The organism is Rhodococcus sp. IEGM 1330, from assembly GCF_033142445.1.
Lineage (GTDB): Bacteria > Actinomycetota > Actinomycetes > Mycobacteriales > Mycobacteriaceae > Rhodococcoides.
The window spans coordinates 1-15,299 of sequence record NZ_JAWLSB010000012.1; the positions used below are offsets into that span (position 1 = coordinate 1).

19 protein-coding genes are annotated in these 15,299 nt (G+C 64.3%); 15 read left to right on the forward strand and 4 right to left on the reverse strand.

All coding sequences use genetic code 11. The features are described 5' to 3' along the window. The first annotated feature begins 66 nt into the window (after positions 1 to 66). The 5 genes from R4P57_RS23035 to R4P57_RS23055 all read left to right on the forward strand — a co-directional run bounded on the left by R4P57_RS23035 (position 67) and on the right by R4P57_RS23055 (position 3,899). Positions 67 to 1,146 (forward strand): hypothetical protein, encoded by a 1,080-nt coding sequence (locus R4P57_RS23035; RefSeq protein ID WP_317805189.1) that lies wholly within the window; start codon positions 67 to 69, stop codon positions 1,144 to 1,146. A 90-nt stretch (positions 1,147 to 1,236) separates the two neighbouring features. Next, positions 1,237 to 1,404 (forward strand): hypothetical protein, encoded by a 168-nt coding sequence (locus R4P57_RS23040; protein WP_170945796.1) that lies wholly within the window; start codon positions 1,237 to 1,239, stop codon positions 1,402 to 1,404. A gap of 164 nt (positions 1,405 to 1,568) precedes the next feature. Continuing rightward, positions 1,569 to 1,997 carry a GtrA family protein gene (locus R4P57_RS23045; protein ID WP_411742429.1) on the forward strand — a complete coding sequence of 143 codons (429 nt, stop codon included), beginning with the start codon at positions 1,569 to 1,571 and terminating at the stop codon, positions 1,995 to 1,997. 128 nt (positions 1,998 to 2,125) lie between these two features. Then, the gene (locus tag R4P57_RS23050; RefSeq protein ID WP_317803549.1) at positions 2,126 to 3,082 is read left to right on the forward strand and encodes an acyl-ACP desaturase; all 957 of its coding nucleotides are present in this window, start codon (positions 2,126 to 2,128) and stop codon (positions 3,080 to 3,082) included. A gap of 112 nt (positions 3,083 to 3,194) precedes the next feature. Continuing rightward, entirely contained in the window at positions 3,195 to 3,899 is a 705-nt protein-coding gene (locus tag R4P57_RS23055) for a M50 family metallopeptidase (protein WP_317805192.1), read from the forward strand. A 17-nt stretch (positions 3,900 to 3,916) separates the two neighbouring features. Here R4P57_RS23055 and R4P57_RS23060 read toward each other — a convergent pair whose 3' ends face one another. After that, positions 3,917 to 4,399: a YdeI/OmpD-associated family protein gene (locus R4P57_RS23060; RefSeq protein WP_317805193.1), complete on the reverse strand. Its 483-nt coding sequence runs from the start codon at positions 4,397 to 4,399 to the stop codon at positions 3,917 to 3,919. A gap of 130 nt (positions 4,400 to 4,529) precedes the next feature. On the opposite strand from R4P57_RS23060, the gene R4P57_RS23065 reads away from it, so the two are divergent. Further along, positions 4,530 to 5,492: an SMI1/KNR4 family protein gene (locus tag R4P57_RS23065; RefSeq protein ID WP_317805194.1), complete on the forward strand. Its 963-nt coding sequence runs from the start codon at positions 4,530 to 4,532 to the stop codon at positions 5,490 to 5,492. A 40-nt stretch (positions 5,493 to 5,532) separates the two neighbouring features. Continuing rightward, positions 5,533 to 6,135: a YdeI/OmpD-associated family protein gene (locus R4P57_RS23070; RefSeq protein WP_317805195.1), complete on the forward strand. Its 603-nt coding sequence runs from the start codon at positions 5,533 to 5,535 to the stop codon at positions 6,133 to 6,135. 19 nt (positions 6,136 to 6,154) lie between these two features. Here R4P57_RS23070 and R4P57_RS23075 read toward each other — a convergent pair whose 3' ends face one another. After that, the gene (locus R4P57_RS23075; RefSeq protein WP_317805196.1) at positions 6,155 to 6,733 is read right to left on the reverse strand and encodes a TetR/AcrR family transcriptional regulator; all 579 of its coding nucleotides are present in this window, start codon (positions 6,731 to 6,733) and stop codon (positions 6,155 to 6,157) included. Positions 6,734 to 6,789: 56 nt separating this feature from the next. On the opposite strand from R4P57_RS23075, the gene heR reads away from it, so the two are divergent. Beyond that, positions 6,790 to 7,572, forward strand: coding sequence for a heliorhodopsin HeR (heR, locus tag R4P57_RS23080; RefSeq protein ID WP_317805197.1), 783 nt, complete (start codon positions 6,790 to 6,792; stop codon positions 7,570 to 7,572). Beyond that, complete coding sequence (locus R4P57_RS23085; protein WP_317805198.1) at positions 7,569 to 8,354, forward strand: SDR family oxidoreductase; 786 nt, start codon at positions 7,569 to 7,571, stop codon at positions 8,352 to 8,354. The genes heR and R4P57_RS23085 overlap by 4 nt, the downstream gene beginning before the upstream one ends. Here the strand turns inward: R4P57_RS23085 and R4P57_RS23090 are convergent. Further along, positions 8,351 to 9,754, reverse strand: a complete 1,404-nt coding sequence (locus R4P57_RS23090; RefSeq protein WP_317805199.1) for a GntP family permease — start codon at positions 9,752 to 9,754, stop codon at positions 8,351 to 8,353. The genes R4P57_RS23085 and R4P57_RS23090 overlap by 4 nt on opposite strands. A gap of 138 nt (positions 9,755 to 9,892) precedes the next feature. On the opposite strand from R4P57_RS23090, the gene R4P57_RS23095 reads away from it, so the two are divergent. The 6 genes from R4P57_RS23095 to R4P57_RS23120 all read left to right on the forward strand — a co-directional run bounded on the left by R4P57_RS23095 (position 9,893) and on the right by R4P57_RS23120 (position 14,945). Beyond that, positions 9,893 to 10,849 (forward strand): lysophospholipid acyltransferase family protein, encoded by a 957-nt coding sequence (locus tag R4P57_RS23095; RefSeq protein WP_317805328.1) that lies wholly within the window; start codon positions 9,893 to 9,895, stop codon positions 10,847 to 10,849. Positions 10,850 to 10,945: 96 nt separating this feature from the next. Then, entirely contained in the window at positions 10,946 to 11,956 is a 1,011-nt protein-coding gene (locus R4P57_RS23100; RefSeq protein ID WP_317805200.1) for an ABC transporter ATP-binding protein, read from the forward strand. Continuing rightward, a complete protein-coding gene (locus tag R4P57_RS23105) occupies positions 11,953 to 12,708 on the forward strand; it encodes an ABC transporter permease (RefSeq protein WP_317805201.1) in 756 nt (251 codons plus the stop codon). Before R4P57_RS23100 ends, R4P57_RS23105 begins: the two co-directional genes overlap by 4 nt. Positions 12,709 to 12,930: 222 nt before the next feature. Beyond that, on the forward strand, positions 12,931 to 13,323 hold the full coding sequence (locus tag R4P57_RS23110) for a hypothetical protein (protein ID WP_317805202.1): 393 nt from the start codon (positions 12,931 to 12,933) through the stop codon (positions 13,321 to 13,323). 57 nt (positions 13,324 to 13,380) lie between these two features. After that, positions 13,381 to 14,118, forward strand: a complete 738-nt coding sequence (locus R4P57_RS23115) for a 1-acyl-sn-glycerol-3-phosphate acyltransferase (RefSeq protein WP_317805203.1) — start codon at positions 13,381 to 13,383, stop codon at positions 14,116 to 14,118. A gap of 68 nt (positions 14,119 to 14,186) precedes the next feature. Then, positions 14,187 to 14,945: an SDR family oxidoreductase gene (locus R4P57_RS23120; protein WP_032396725.1), complete on the forward strand. Its 759-nt coding sequence runs from the start codon at positions 14,187 to 14,189 to the stop codon at positions 14,943 to 14,945. An 82-nt stretch (positions 14,946 to 15,027) separates the two neighbouring features. Here the strand turns inward: R4P57_RS23120 and R4P57_RS23125 are convergent. Next, positions 15,028 to 15,299: SDR family oxidoreductase (locus tag R4P57_RS23125; protein ID WP_317805204.1), on the reverse strand; the 272-nt coding region annotated here is incomplete at its 5' end.

A 15,299-nucleotide genomic window follows, 5' to 3' on the forward strand; every position in this document is an offset into this window, starting at 1 on the left:
GCGGGACATGAGGACATCCTTCCAGCGGAACCCTCGGTCCCGCTATCTCGGTGTCCACCATCCGGGGTGAACCTCAGTTTGCGCGACCCCGAGATCATCGGTCTGTACGGCGACGCGCTTGCCGCCGGAAAGGCCACGGGCAGCATCGAATTCAAGATCGTCGACGGTTCGAGTGTGCCGAGCGGTCTGCGCGGTCGGGTTCTGGGGGCCGAGCAGTCCAACACCTCGGTGATTCTCGGTGATCTGCTGTTGCTCAAGCTGTTTCGTCAGGTGCCGCCGGGAATCAGCCCGGATGTGGAACTGCATCGCGCGCTGGCGGAGGCGGGGAGCGTCAACGTCGCGCCGCTTCGGGGCTGGCTCGAAGCCGAAGTCGGCGGTGAACCCACGACGCTCGGCATGGCTCAGGATTTCGCCGCGAACTCCGCCGAGGGGTGGACTGCGGCGCTGGCCAGCGTGCAAGAGGTGTTCGATTCCCCGCAGACGCCGATCGAAGACCTGCCCGCCGATTTCGCCCCGGACGCGCATCGAATCGGAGCGGCCGTGGCGCAGGTGCACCACGACCTGGCATCGGTGCTGGGCACCGCCGAACGGTCGGTGGAATCGACGGCCGTCGAGGAGATCCTCGCCCGCATCTCGGGAGTGGCACGGGTGGTGCCGGAGATCGCGCAGTACATCCCGGCGGCGACCGCTCTGATCTCGCGGGCGGAGGCGTCGAACAGCACCACGGTGCAGCGCATCCACGGCGACCTGCATCTGGGTCAGGTGCTGGGCACTCCCGAACGGTGGCTGCTCATCGATTTCGAGGGCGAGCCGGCAAAGACCCTGGCCGAGCGTAGGCAGATGGACAGCGCTCTGCGTGACGTGGCGGGAATGCTGCGCTCGTTCGACTATGCCGCCAACCACCTGCTGGTCGATCTGCCCGAGGATCCGTCGGCACGAGAGCGAGCCGAGAAGTGGGCGGCCCGCAGCATCGCAGCATTTTTCGACGGATACGCGTCGGTGGCCGGGCACGATCCCCGCGAGGAGGCCGACCTGTTGCGCGCATACGAGCTGGACAAGGCCGTGTACGAAGTTCTGTACGAGGCACGCAACCGTCCCACCTGGCTGTCGTTGCCGATGCGCGCCGTGGCGCGCCTGGTGAGCTGAGTGGTGGGCCGGTATCGACGACCCATCAGGGCCGAAGTCGACCGGCCCGTCTACGACAAGTACCGTATTGCCTGACACGGGAGGCAGGACATGAACGGTATCTTGGCAATTTTCGGCATCGCGGTGGTCGTCATCACCATCGTCGTGGTGGTCGTGCTCGTCGCGGTGTTGTTCGTCGCATCGATCAAGCCCGACAGTCTCAACATCGACCTGGACCGCAAGAAGCGCGCTCGGGAAGAAAGTTCCACGAAAGCCTGAGACTTCCGTCACGTCCGAGATCGATTCGTTCGTGTGCGGAGTTGTATCGAGTCGAAGCGCCGACTGACGCTTCCGGTTCTACAACTGGAGACCTCGTGAGCACTTCCCTGAAAGCTCCGGCTACGTCCGGGTCATCGGGCTGTGCGCCCCGCCTCAGGTCGCGGATGCTCGGGGAGTCGGTGCTCGCTCAGTTCACGCGCTTCGTGATCGTCGGGGTGTCGAGCAACGGTGTGTACGCCCTGTTGTTCGTCGCTCTCGCTTCCGTCGGATCGTTCGCTGCCAACCTCGCAGGTGTGGCCGCAAGTACCGTCCTCGCCAACGAGCTGCACCGCCGTCACACCTTCCACGCGGCCGGTCGTGTCGGCTGGTTCCAGACTCAGTGGGAAGCCGGGGGACTGGCCCTGATCGGGCTGGGTCTGAGTACCGCGACACTGGCCGCCGTGCACATCCTGTTCCCGGCAGCGCCGACGTATGTCCAGCTTCTGGTCGTCATCGCTGTCGGTGGCATCTTCGGAGCCGCCCGGTTCCTCGCTCTCCGTGGCTGGGTGTTCCGCGCACCGAACTTCTCCGGCCTCGAACCTGCCCAGCAATGACCTGTGACGTCGCACCACGCGGTGTCGGCGTCGGTTGCTACCTCTAACAGAATCTGGGCAAGGCTCCCCGTGATGCGCATCGATCGCCCTAGGCTTGCGAGCTGACGTCAACGCGAGGAGGCATCTCTATGGCCAGGGATCTGACACAGCTCGAGCTTCTGCAAGAGCTGGTGCCCACTGCCGAGGACAATGTGAACCGTCACATCACGATGGCGCGGGAGTGGCACCCTCACGACTACGTTCCGTGGGACGAAGGTCGCAACTTCGCCGCACTCGGTGGCCAGGACTACGACCCGGAGCAGTCCAAGCTCTCCGACGTCGCACAGGCCGCGATGATCACCAACCTGCTCACCGAGGACAACCTGCCGTCCTATCACCGTGAGATCGCCGAGAACTTCTCCCGCGACGGTGCCTGGGGAACCTGGGTCGGTCGCTGGACCGCCGAGGAGAACCGCCACGGCATCGTCATGCGCGACTACCTCGTCGTCACCCGCGGCGTCGATCCCGTCGCCCTCGAAGAAGCCCGCATGATCCACATGACCAACGGCTACGCCTCACCTGCAGGCACTCAGGTCGGTCTGCTGCACTCGGTCGCGTACGTGACCTTCCAGGAGCTCGCCACCCGCGTCTCGCACCGCAACACCGGCAAGGTCTGCGACGATCCGATCGCCGACCGCATGCTCCAGCGCATCGCCGCCGACGAGAACCTGCACATGATTTTCTACCGCAACATCACCGGCGCGGCGATGGACATCTCGCCCGATCAGACGTTGCAGGCGGTCTCGGACATCGTGACGAACTTCGTCATGCCCGGTGCCGGGATGCCGAACTTCCGTCGCAACGGTGTGCTGATGGCCAAGCACGGCATCTACGACCTGCGTCAGCACCTCGAGGACGTCGTCTGGCCGGTCCTGCGCAAGTGGAGCGTGTTCGAGCGCAACGACTTCACCGCACGCGGTGAGAACACGCGTGAAGAACTCGCTGTCTTCCTCGAAGACCTCGAGCGGCAGGCCACCAAGTTCGAGGAGATGCGAGATCGCTCCCTCGCCCGCGAACGCGCGAAGGCCGAAGCACGCGCGTCGTAGTGCCTGCGGCAGTGGTGCGGTTGAGTGCCTGCGGGTCGTTCCGCAGGCTCCACTCCCAGGTGCCCCCGGCGGCACTTGACCGCACCACTGCGGCGAAGCCGCATACTGGGGTGTGAACGAATTCTGGGACCGCATCTCCGCGGTGAGTCCTGATCCACCGGTGTGGATCGTCCAAGTTGCTGCTCTGGTTGCACTCGTCATCGTCGTGTTGCCGCAGACGTGGCGGATCGCGCGCAACGTGGTCACCATTGCGCACGAGGGCGCGCACCTGTTCGTCGCGCTGATCACCGGTCGGCAGCTGATGGGGCTGCGACTGCATTCCGATACCTCCGGCGTCGCGATCTCCAAGGGCAAGCCCACCGGGCTCGGCGTCATCGCCATGACTTTCGCTGGCTATGTCGGGCCGTCGCTACTCGGTCTGGGCGCCGCGTTCGTGCTCGGCACCCAACATGCGGTGGCGGTGCTGTGGATCGGCGTCATCTCGATTGCGTTGATGCTGTTGATGATTCGCAACATCTACGGCTTGCTGTCGCTCGTCGTCGTCGGTGCTGCACTGTTCGTGGTGTCCTGGTGGGGGACCGGCGAACAGCAGGTCGCCGCGGCGTACTTCATCACGTTCTTCCTCTTGATCGCTGGTCCGCGTCCCGTTCTCGAACTGCAGAAATCACGCAGCGCAGGACGGGCTCGGGACTCCGACGCCGACCAGCTGGCTCGGTTGACCTTCCTCCCCGGCATCGTCTGGGTCGCGTTGTTTCTGCTCGTCACTGTCGGCTCACTGGCGTTGGGGGCGTGGCGAATTCTCGTTCCGGTGCAGTGACGGCGGGCCCGGGCACCTCAACTGTCCGGCTGCGGATTCTCCGTCAACATCCCGACCAGTCGCGCTACGCGGACTGCTCGGGTCTGCGCTCGCGCAGCGTTGTCGATCGGCATCAACAACTGACGCCGCTCGCTCGGCCGCTTCCGCTCCCACGCGGATGTGCAATGTGCCGCCTCCATCGCCTCCGCGACGTCCTGCGGCACCGGCACCAGATCGGGGTCGGCCGGTTCGAATTCGCACGACACCAAGTCGCCGGGGCGCACGCCCAACCGACGCTGAAGACCTGCACCGATGTAGACGAACGACCCGGGCAGCACATTCGAATCTGCTTTGTTGAGACCGAGATTGAGGCTCAGTCCGTCGATCGAGCCGTCGATCCGGCGAGTCGGCCACCGCTCCGCTGCCTCGACCAATCGAGTCGGAACACGGATGATCGTATACGTGTTCTTACCCCACGTCATCGGCTCGAGCACTCCGTCGAACCGACTGCTGTCACTCACGAATGCCTCGCATCGTCGACACTCCGCTGAAGGGAACTTCGCCCACAATCGCAGCATAATCGAATGATCTTTGCGGAATGGAGACTCGCATCGAACCCCCTCGCCGATCGAGACCCATTAGGTTCGAGTCGTGAACCTCACCGAGGTATGGACCGCATACATGGCGATACTGCGTGAGCGTGCGCCGGTGACGGCCGCGTCGATTCGGTCGCCACGGTCGGTGGAAGAGCGCGAGGCCGCGGAACGGGCGACGACTCCGTGGACGGACGAGTTGCGCGAGTTCTACGGACTGCACGACGGCCAGCACGTGCCACTGGGTGAGGACTACGTCCCGGTCGGTTCGGTGCTGCCGGACGCGAATCTGTTGTCACTCGACGAGGTTCTCGCCCGGCACACGTTCAGCCTCGAAAACCCTCATCCGATCGACTATCTGGGCGATGATTGGCCGGCCGTTGTACGCGCTCAGGAGGCAGGTGAGACGGCGGAAATGTTCGTCCCCGCCTACGTCCCGTTTGCCGAAGGCATCTTCGGGCTCACCTACATCGACACACGCCCGGGTCGACGGCGCGGCTGCGTACGGATGTTCTCGGCCGAGGCGGCGGACGGGGGCGCACCGTGGTTCGACTCCCTGACCGAATACATCGCAGAGGTCCACCGCAGCGTCGAGGCCGGATCAGCGCTCGGGGAGATGACGCCCGCGTTCGAGGACGGCGTACTCGAATGGCACGACCTCGAATTCGAGCTCGACGAGCGTTCCCGGGTGCCGACACCGACGCCCGCTGTCGTGCGACTGCCGTTCGCGCTGATCGATTTTCGGCCATCTCAGCTGTCGGATGACGATGATCTGATCGATCTCGACCATGTCCGTCGTACCGTCATCGAGACCGCTCGAATGCTGCATCCGCATTCCGTTGTGGAGGACGCCCGAGCGGTGTATCGGCAGGTGCCGCGTCTGCGGGGTGCGAACATGAATTGGTGGGTGTCGATGGATGGGTCGGAGGTGGTCTTCACCGCAATCGTCACCGGAGAGGACCACGACGTCATCGTCCTGGAGCTTCCATCCGGGGGATGCGTGTTCGTAGTCGACGAGTGAGGCGAGCGCTGTACTGGTGCCGACGAACGAAGGGTTACGCATGGCCGTCATGGACGACGCACCGAGAGTGCATGCCGAGACACGCGAGCAATGGCGGACATGGCTGACCGCACATCACGGAACTGCGGAATCCGCGTGGCTGGTGTCGTGGAAGAAGGCCACTGGAAAACCGGCGATCAGCTACGACGACGCCGTTACGGAAGCACTCGCGGTGGGGTGGGTCGACAGTCGACCCCGAAAGCTGGACGACGAGCGAACCATGCTGTATTTCTCGCCCCGGAAACCCGCGAGTGCGTGGTCCCGTCCGAACAAGGTTCGTATCGAGGCCCTCCGTGAAGCGGGCCTGATGCTGCCGGCAGGGGAGCGAGCCGTCGAGGCTGCCGTAGCCAATGGAGCATGGACCGTACTCGACGAGGTCGAGGATCTCGTAGTCCCCGAGGATCTGTCGGCCGCCTTCGCCGAATACGAAGGCTCGGAAAGCAATTGGACCAAGTTCCCACCGTCCGCGCGTCGCGGGATTCTGGAGTGGATCGTGACCGCGAAGCGGCCCGAGACCCGCGCCGCTCGAGTGCACGAGACTGCTCGGCTCGCATCGATCGGCGAGCGCGCGGCTCGATGGCAACCCAAGCGCGACCGACAGTGACAGCCGGGGTCGCAGACTGTCACGAGAGAAGCGATCCTCGAAAGAGTATGTCCAGCAATTGGCGTCGCGCCTCGGTCGGCGATATCTGTTCCTCCAGCACATGACGTGTCATCGAGGTGATCCCCGCGATGACAAGACCGGCCAGCATCTCGACGTCCACATCGGCCCGAAGACGTCCTTGCCTTCCCAGAACCGATAGCAGCCCGTGTACGTCTGCGCGGAACCGTTCGATGTGCCTGGTGACGGACTGCGGCGGCGACCCCAGTGCGGCCGTGGTGAGCAGGGCCCTCGTCGGAGATTCGACGAAATAGATCAACTGCAGGTCGATGTAGTCACCCAGCACCGTCATCGGATCCGACCCCGCACCCTGGTCCAGTACGTCCTGAAGCTGCGCCTCGACGCGCACTACTTCCTGCTCGACCCAGGCCTCCAGAATCCGGGACACGTCGGGAAAGTAGCTGTACAGCGTCGGCCGCGACACCTTCGCGCGCGCGGCTACCGCGGACATCGTCATGCGGCCGGTCCCCTGCTGGTCGGCCAATTCGATCGCTGCGAGCATGATCCTTTGGCGAGCGGACAGCTCGTCGTTCGTCGTCACAGCGTCCTCCCGCCCGCTCCTTGTCAGCAGCCTTACAATCTGTAAGGCTATCGGTCATGGCACGTACACCGCACCCGGCCATCGCCACCGAGTACACACTCTCGCCGGACAGGCTGAGGCGACTCCGCATCTGGAACCTCTCGCTGTCCGCGCTGCATGCTGTTCAGGCCATCGCGGTGCTCGTCATCGCATCCGACTTCGCCATCGATGTGACCACTGCGTACCCGGCAGGACCACCGGGAACGGTGGTCCCGCAGGCGCAGGAAGCGTTCGCGGTTCCCATCGGTATCGCCGTCGCAGTCTTCCTCGCACTGGCGGCGGTGGATCACTTCGTCACCGGGGCACCGCTACGAACATCATACGAACGCAACCTCTCTCGCGGTGTCAACCCGTTCCGATGGCTCGAATACAGCGTCAGCGCCACGATCATGGTGGTCCTCATCGCCCTGTACGCCGGCATCACGCAGATCAGCGCGCTCATCGCGATCGTGGGTGCCAACGTCGCCATGATCCTGTTCGGTTGGCTCCAGGAGCGCTTCAACCCACCCGGACAGCGACCGGACCTCACCGCGTTCTGGTTCGGTTGTGTCGCCGGTGCCGCACCCTGGGTAGCGATCACCGTGAACCTCGTCGGTGCTTCGGAGGTTCCCGCGTTCGTCTACGGAATCTTCTTCTCGTTGTTCGTCTTCTTCATGAGCTTCGCGGCCAACCAGTGGCTGCAGTACCGAAGCATCGGGCCGTGGAAGGACTACGCATTCGGCGAGTTCGTCTACCTCGTACTCAGCCTCGCCGCGAAATCCGCTCTGGCCTGGCAGATCGTTGCCGGGTCGCTCGCATGATCGGACGTGGACGGCCACACCTGACGTCGTTCGACGACGACGTCGTACTCATCACCGGCGCGACGTCGGGCATCGGTGCCGGACTCGCCACCCGGTTCCACGCGCGTGGTGCCCACGTCGTCATCACCGGTCGCGACCTCGAGCGCCTGAGCGCGATGGCCGCGGAACACCCCGGCATGACGCCGATCGTCATGGACGTTTGCGACCCGGAATCCGTGCGCCGCGCGATGGCCGACATCGCCGCATCGATTCCACATCTGACGACCCTGATCAACAACGCCGGAGTCCAACGCCCACTGGACTTCTCGGCGCAGGAGCGGCCGGCGATTGCCGACATCGCCGACGAGATCGCCACCAACTTCACAGGACTCGTGGACGTCACCTCGGCAGCGCTGCCCCTCCTGCGCCTGGCCCCTCGCGCACGGGTGGTGCACGTCGGCTCCGGCCTCGGCTTCGTTCCACTCACCGGCGCTCCCGTGTATTCCGCGACCAAAGCAGCCGTGCATTCGTTCACCGTCAGTCTTCGGCATCAACTGCGCCGAACCACCGTTCAGGTGGTCGAACTCGTCCCGCCGGTGGTCGACACACCGTTGCACCGCAGCATGAAGAGCGCGCCGCCGATGGCGATGCCGTTGGAGAAGTTCCTCGACGCGACGATGGCCGGACTCGACAGTGGCCGCGACGAGATCGCCATCGGACTGGGCCGAGTGTCGATCATCGGGTCACGGCTCGCCCCGTCGATCCTGCTCGGACTCATCAATCGAGACGGTCCACCCCGCTAGAACACCACCCACAGCAGCGACGCGAGCGCGAAAATCGCCAGTCCGAGAGTGGTTTCCATGACGGTCCAGGTTTTCAGTGTGGTCTTCTCGTCCATGCCGAAGAAGCGGCTGACGAGCCAGAAGCCGGAGTCGTTGACGTGGGAGAGCACGGTGGCTCCGGCGGCCAGTGCGAACACCAGCAGCGCGATCTTGAAGTTGCTCAGATCCAGTTCGGCTACCTGTACCGAGATCAGCCCGGCGGTGGTGGTCAGGGCCACGGTGGCCGAGCCCTGCGCGACGCGGAGTGCGGTGGCAATCAGGAAGGCCTGCAACAGGATCGGCAGTCCGAGGTCGGACAGCGATGCGGTGAGGGACTGCCCGATGCCACTGGCCCGCAGCACTCCTCCGAACATGCCGCCTGCACCGGTGATGAGGATGATCGAACAGATGGGCCCGAGGGCCTGATCCATGTACTTGGCACCGTCGGCCACCGGGAAGCGTCCGGGTGCGAGGATGAACAGGGCCAGGAGCAGGGTGATCAGGAGTGCGATGGGCGTCTGCCCGACGAGAGTGAGAGCGGCCGCCCAGGTTTCGTCTCCGGTCAGCACACCCGAGGTGGTCAGCGTATTGACGACGGTGTTGAGCGAGATGAGCACCAGTGGCGTCAGGAGAATGAACAGCACTGCGGCGAACTTCGGGGCCGGGTCGCGGAGCGCGGCCATCTCTTTGTCGTGCTCTTCCGAGTTCTGGGACCCGTCTGCGAAGAGGTCGGCAGGCATGGTGACGAATCGTTTGCCGAGCTGGGTACCGACGAGGTACGAGCCGACGAACCAGGCGACGACGGCGACGGGAACACCGACCAGAAGAACCGATCCGATGTCTCCGCCGAGCAGCTCGGTGGCGGCGACCGGCCCTGGGTGCGGTGGGACGACGGCATGCATGGCGGCGAACGCGCCTGCCGTCGGGAGTGCGTAGAGCAGAACCGAGCCGCCGAAGCGTTTGGCGACCGTGAAGATGATGGGCAGAAAGACCACGAGGCCGGCATCGAAGAAGATGGGGAAGCCGAAGATGAGCGCGGCGACGCCGAGTGCGAGTGGCGCCCGTTTGGCACCGAACCGGTTGATCAGGGTATCGGCCAGTACTTGTGCGCCACCGGTGATTTCGAGCAGTCGGCCGACCATCACACCCAAGGCGACCAGAAGTGCGACCGAGCCCAGGGTGGAACTGAAGCCGGAGAGTAGCGCGTCGGGCACGTCGGCGAGTGGTATGCCTGCTGCGACAGCGGTGAGGGCGCTGACCAGAACGAGCGAGACGAAGGCGTGAAGTTTCACCTTCATGATGAGGAAGAGCAGTATTGCGACGGCCGCAGCCGCGATCAGCAGCAATGCCGTCGTTCCGTATGCCGGTTCGATCGGATCCATGGGGGTTACCTCGTTCGTTCGGCTCGAATTTCGACCATATCGGACAGTCTGCAAGCCCCGTGGGGTTACGAGCTCCGGTCGTCGGTCGACTCGGGTGCGGTGGAGTACGGTGCGAGTATGAGTGATGGGGATCACGTAATGGGTGGGGACGGTGCCGGAGCGTCGACGGAGGAGCCGACGAAGGAGCAGTTGCGCGAGCAGGCACAGCGCTACGCGGCGGCGGCCCGGCTGAAGATGAAGGAACATCGCGAGAAGGCGTCCGGTGGTCTCGGAGCGGTGGTGGCCGAACGCGCGGGCGGCTGGGACCTCGATGATCAGAACACCGTGGCGATGGACCGTCAGCAAAAGCTCTGGAACGGGGTGATGGACCGTTATTTCCGCATGGAGATCGACGGGTGGGAGACCATTCCCGAGTCGCCGGTTCTCGTCGTCGGGGTGCACTCGGGTGCGCCGTTCGTGTGGGATGCGTGGACCGTCGGCGCGCAGTGGTGGCGACACTTCGGTGAGAAGCGGATTCTGCACGGCACCGCGCACGACGCCCTGATGGCGTTTCCGTTGATCGGCAAAGTCTTTCGATCCATGGGTGTGCTTCCTGCTGCGCCGGACTCGATGTCGACGGCATTGGCCGAGGGCCGGGACGTCATCGTGTGGCCTGGCGGTGAGGTCGATTCGCTGAGGCCATGGAGCAAGCGCGACGAGGCGACGCTCGGTGGCCGAACCGGCTTCATCAAGCTCGCCATTCGGATGGGCGTACCCATCGTGCCGGTGGCGACCGTGGGTGGGGCCGACGCGATGCCGGTGCTCATCCGCGGTGACAAGCTGGCGAAGGTGCTCAAGCTCGACAAGATTGCACGCTTGAAGGTGTTTCCGATCGCGATCTCGCTTCCGTGGATCATCGCGCCCGCCGCGCTGCCACAGATTCCGTTGCCCGCCAAGATCCGTACCCGATTCATGCCGCCGGTCGAACTGGACCACGATCCGGCTCGGTGCGAGGACGAGGCGTACGTCGACGCCAAATACGACGAGGTGCGCGCGAGCATCCAGTCCGGGATGGACGCACTCGCCAGTAAGCGAAAGTTTCCCGTCTTCGGCTGATTTCTCGTTGTATCGGCAACGCGGACCGAAGCTGACCGCGATCGTTTCTAGCGTCTCCGTCGTAGGGATTCACCGCTACGACGAGGGGCGTCACACATGATCGAAACATCGGGATTGACCAAGACTTTTCGGCAAGGCAAGAAGACAGTGGAGGCGGTGCGCGGCATCGATCTGACGATCGGTGAAGGTGAACTGGTGGCTCTGCTGGGTCCCAACGGGGCCGGTAAGTCGACCACTTTGCGGATGCTGACCACCCTGCTGTCACCGACGTCGGGCTCGGCCCGGATCGCCGGGTTCGACGTGGGCAAGGACCGGGATCGAGTCCGGCGCAGCCTCGGCTACGTGGGGCAGGGCAACGGCGCGGGCCACAATCAACGCGTCCGTGACGAGCTCGTCGTGCAAGGTCTGTGCTACGGCATGACGCGTCATCGATCACGCAGTCGCGCAGACGAATTGATCGAGGCACTCGAGCTCGGCGAGCTCGCTGCCCGTACGGTCTCGACTCTCTCCGGTGGGCAGCGTCGACGCCTCGACATCGCCTTGGGGTTGGTGCACCGGCCACCGTTGCTGTTTCTCGACGAGCCGACCACCGGCATGGATCCGCAGAGCCGAGCGAACCTGTGGGACCACATTCTCCGGCTCAGGCGAGAGATGGGCACCACCATCGTGCTCACCACGCATTATCTCGACGAGGCCGATTCGATGGCCGAGCGGGTGATCGTCGTAGATCGCGGGACCGTCATCGCCGATGACACCGCCACCGCGCTCAAATCGGAGCTGGCAGGCGATCTCGTCGTTCTCACCGTGTCCGACGCGGCAGCGTTGGTCCCGCTGCTCGACGGTGTGGCCGGGGTCAGGGACGTGACGGTCGCGGGTTCGCGTCTGAACATCCGGGTCGAGCGCGCCGAGGTGGTCCTTCCGGACCTGCTGCGGCTCAGCGAGTCTCACGGAATCACGGTGCACACGGCGGATATGACGCGACCTACCCTCGACGACGTGTTCCTCGGACTGACCGGTCGCAGCCTGCGCGAGAGCGTGACAGCGAGCAGTACCGAGTTCGAGAACTCCGAACTCGAAATGGCAAGCACGGCAGGAGAAATCCGATGAACGTCCTCTCGGGAAGCACCTTGGTGATGGGTCGGGAGCTGCGTCCGATGGTCCGCGATCCGTTCACCGTCATCTTCAGTCTCATCCAACCGCTGATCCTGCTCGCACTGTTCGGCCCACTGCTCACCGATGTTCCCGGTCTCGGGGACGGAAGTGTGTGGGACTGGTTCGTTCCCGGTGTGCTCGCAATGATCACCATCTTCGGAACGTCCATGACGGGCTCGAATCTGTTGGCCGAGTTGCAGCAGGGGTCTCACGAACGAATGTTGGTGACACCGTTGCCGCGATCGGCGCTGCTCGTCGGGCGCGCGTTCAAGGAAATGGTGCCGCTGGCCGCACAGGCCGTGCTGATCGTTCTGGTGGCATTGCCGCTCGGCCTGTCCGTGAATCCGATCGGTGCCGCCGTGGGAATCGTGCTGCTCGGCGTGTTCGGCGTCGGACTCGGCGCACTGTCCTATGCATTGGCTTTGGCTGTGCGCGGGCAGGATTGGGTGTTCTGGTCCATCCAGCAGACATTGATGTTCCCGCTGCTCATCCTCTCCGGCACGATGTTGCCGCTCACGGCCGCCCCGGGCTGGATGCAGTTCCTGGTGAACATCAACCCGCTCGGATATCTCGTCGACGCCGAACGTGCACTGTTCGCCGGCGACTTCGCCAGTTCGACGGTGACGGCAGGTGTTGTCGCGGCCGCGGCCACTGCGGTGGTCGGACTTGCCGTCGGGATCCGGGCTATGGGTTCCTCGCGGGTGTGAGGCGGGCTCGAACCGTTCGCGATGCTCACCGCGCTGCACAACTGAGCACTCGAGCGCAGACTGGCGGTCGTCCAGGCAGGGTTCACGAGGAGTGCAACGCCGATGAACAGTCGATCGACCATAGGATGCGCGGTAATTGTCCTCGCTCTCGCGGGGTGTTCGTCCACACAAGAGAACCCGTCCACCACGGCTGAGCCGTCGGCCGCACAATCCGTGGAATCCGTGGAATCCGCACAATCCGTGGAATCCGTGGAGTCGGTGGAAGCGGATTCGGGTGGGTCGGACTTCTGCACGCTGTACGCCACACAGGTGGCGCAGGGTCTGGCCAACCTGCGGGAAGCAGAGGCCGGTGGTGTCGAAACGGCCGAATCCATTGCCGAAGAACTCGCTGCGAAGGCCCCGGTGACCCAGTCGGAGCTGCAAGCGGTCGCTCCATCGGAGCCATCGGCGTGGCTACAGGCCATGGAAGAGGCCGACGCCAAGGGTGCGGCCGGCGACTTCGGCGCGATGGATGGGGTGTTCGAGAACCTCACCCTCCTCACCGACTGGTCGATCGCGAACTGCGGCCCCGAGTACGCGCCGATCTTCACCGAATACAAGGCGATCATCGGGTAGGCGATACGAATGAGGCTTCGGGCCTGACGGCACAGCTCGAACCACTAGGCTCGGCTCATGGATCGGCCTGCGGTAATTCTCGAAAACGATGTGACCGTGTACGACTTCTACCTGCGTCACCAGCAGAATCGTCAGGTCGCGAGGTTGGCGTATGCCACCCTTGCCCGACGCTTCCGCCCGCGGGTGTCGTATCCCGACGGTGCCCGTGAGGAGCTGCGTCGTCTTGTCTACGACAACACACGGCTGCTCATCGCGGTCAATCATCTGACCGAGAACGATCCGTACACGCTCGCAGCGGCGGCATGGGCGTCGCCGCTGCGTCCGGTCATCGGCCGCACGCGGGTATTGGCCAAGGATGAGCTGTTCCAGGAACCCAAGCAGCGCAAGCGAATCGACATGATGGGTGGCATCCCCGTCTTCCGCGGAAAGAACCACGGCATGCGGGCCGTGAGCGCAGCCGGCAGCCGCATGATGGATGTCAGTGCCGAGCGAATGAAGCGGGGCGACGACCTCGCAGTGTTCCCCGAGGGCACCTGCAATCTCGAGGATCCGACGACGGTGCAGCACGTCGGCAGTGGCATCGGCCACATCGCACTGCGGGCGCGCAAGTTGGGGGTCGAGCCGGTGCTGATCTGTATCGGTCTGAGCTACGGCCCCGGTGCGCCGAAGGTGAAGCAGGCGAGCGTCTACATCGATTCACCCATCACCGAACTGCCCGAGAAGCCGATCGACATCACGCGTGTGGTTGCAGAGGGAATGCAGAAGGCACTCGACGGAGCGGTGGCTGCGTACTGACTGCGCCGCCGGGGTTGGTAGAAACAGATGACAGGTAATTCGATTCGGCGTTTCGTCAGGAGATATTCGTGAGTGATCAGATCAAGACGGCCATAGTCACCGGTAGTGCGCGTGGAATCGGCGCTGCGGTAGCGAAGCGGCTGGCCAAGGACGGTTTCGGCGTCGCCGTGGTTGACCTCGACGAGGCCGCGTGCAGCGACACCGTCGGCGCAATCCAAGCTGCAGGTGGGCAGGCAGTGGCCATCGGTGCGAATGTCGCCGACGAGGAATCGGTCCAGACCGCGGTCGATCGCATCGCGAGCGAGTTCGGTGCGCCGACCGTACTGATCAACAACGCCGGCATCACCCGCGACAACCTGTTGTTCAAGATGACGGTGCAGGACTGGGATTCCGTTCTCGGAGTACACCTGCGTGGATCGTTCCTGATGACCCGCGCGGTGCAGAAGCACATGATCGACGCCAAGTGGGGTCGCATCGTCAACCTGTCGAGCACGTCCGCCCTCGGTAACCGCGGCCAGGCCAACTACTCCGCCGCCAAGGCCGGAATGCAGGGCTTCACCAAGACCCTCGCCATCGAACTCGGCAAGTTCGGTGTCACCGCCAACGCCATCGCCCCCGGGTTCATCGAGACGGAGATGACGGCGGCCACCGCAGAACGTGTCGGCATGCCGTTCGAGGACTTCAAAGCCGCTGCGGCGTCGCAGATTCCGGTCAATCGCGTCGGGCACCCCGATGACATCGCGCACCTGGCGTCGTTCTTCGTCAGCGAGGGTGCCGGATTCATCTCGGGCCAGGTCGTCTACGCCGCCGGTGGGCCGAAGGACTGACCTCTCGTGAAGGCGTGAATGGACCATTCACGAGCCCAGACGGGTGTGAACGGTCCATTCACGCGGCTCCCGGGGCGACCGACTACGGCAGGATCGAGTCGACGTAGCCGCCGTCGACGCGCAGTGCGCCGCCTGTGGTTGCGGAAGCCTGCTCCGAGCTCAGGTACACGATCATGTTGCCGATTTCCTTCGGCTCGATCAGGCGTCCGATGAGCGATTGTGGCCGGTGCTCCTTCATGAATTGTGCCTGTGCCTCGTCCCAGGGAAGTGGGGGGGCCCCGCGGTAGCGGCCCCACAAAGCAACAACCCCCCGCCTGGGCTTGGCCCCCCAAAACCCCAAATAGAGAAACCCCC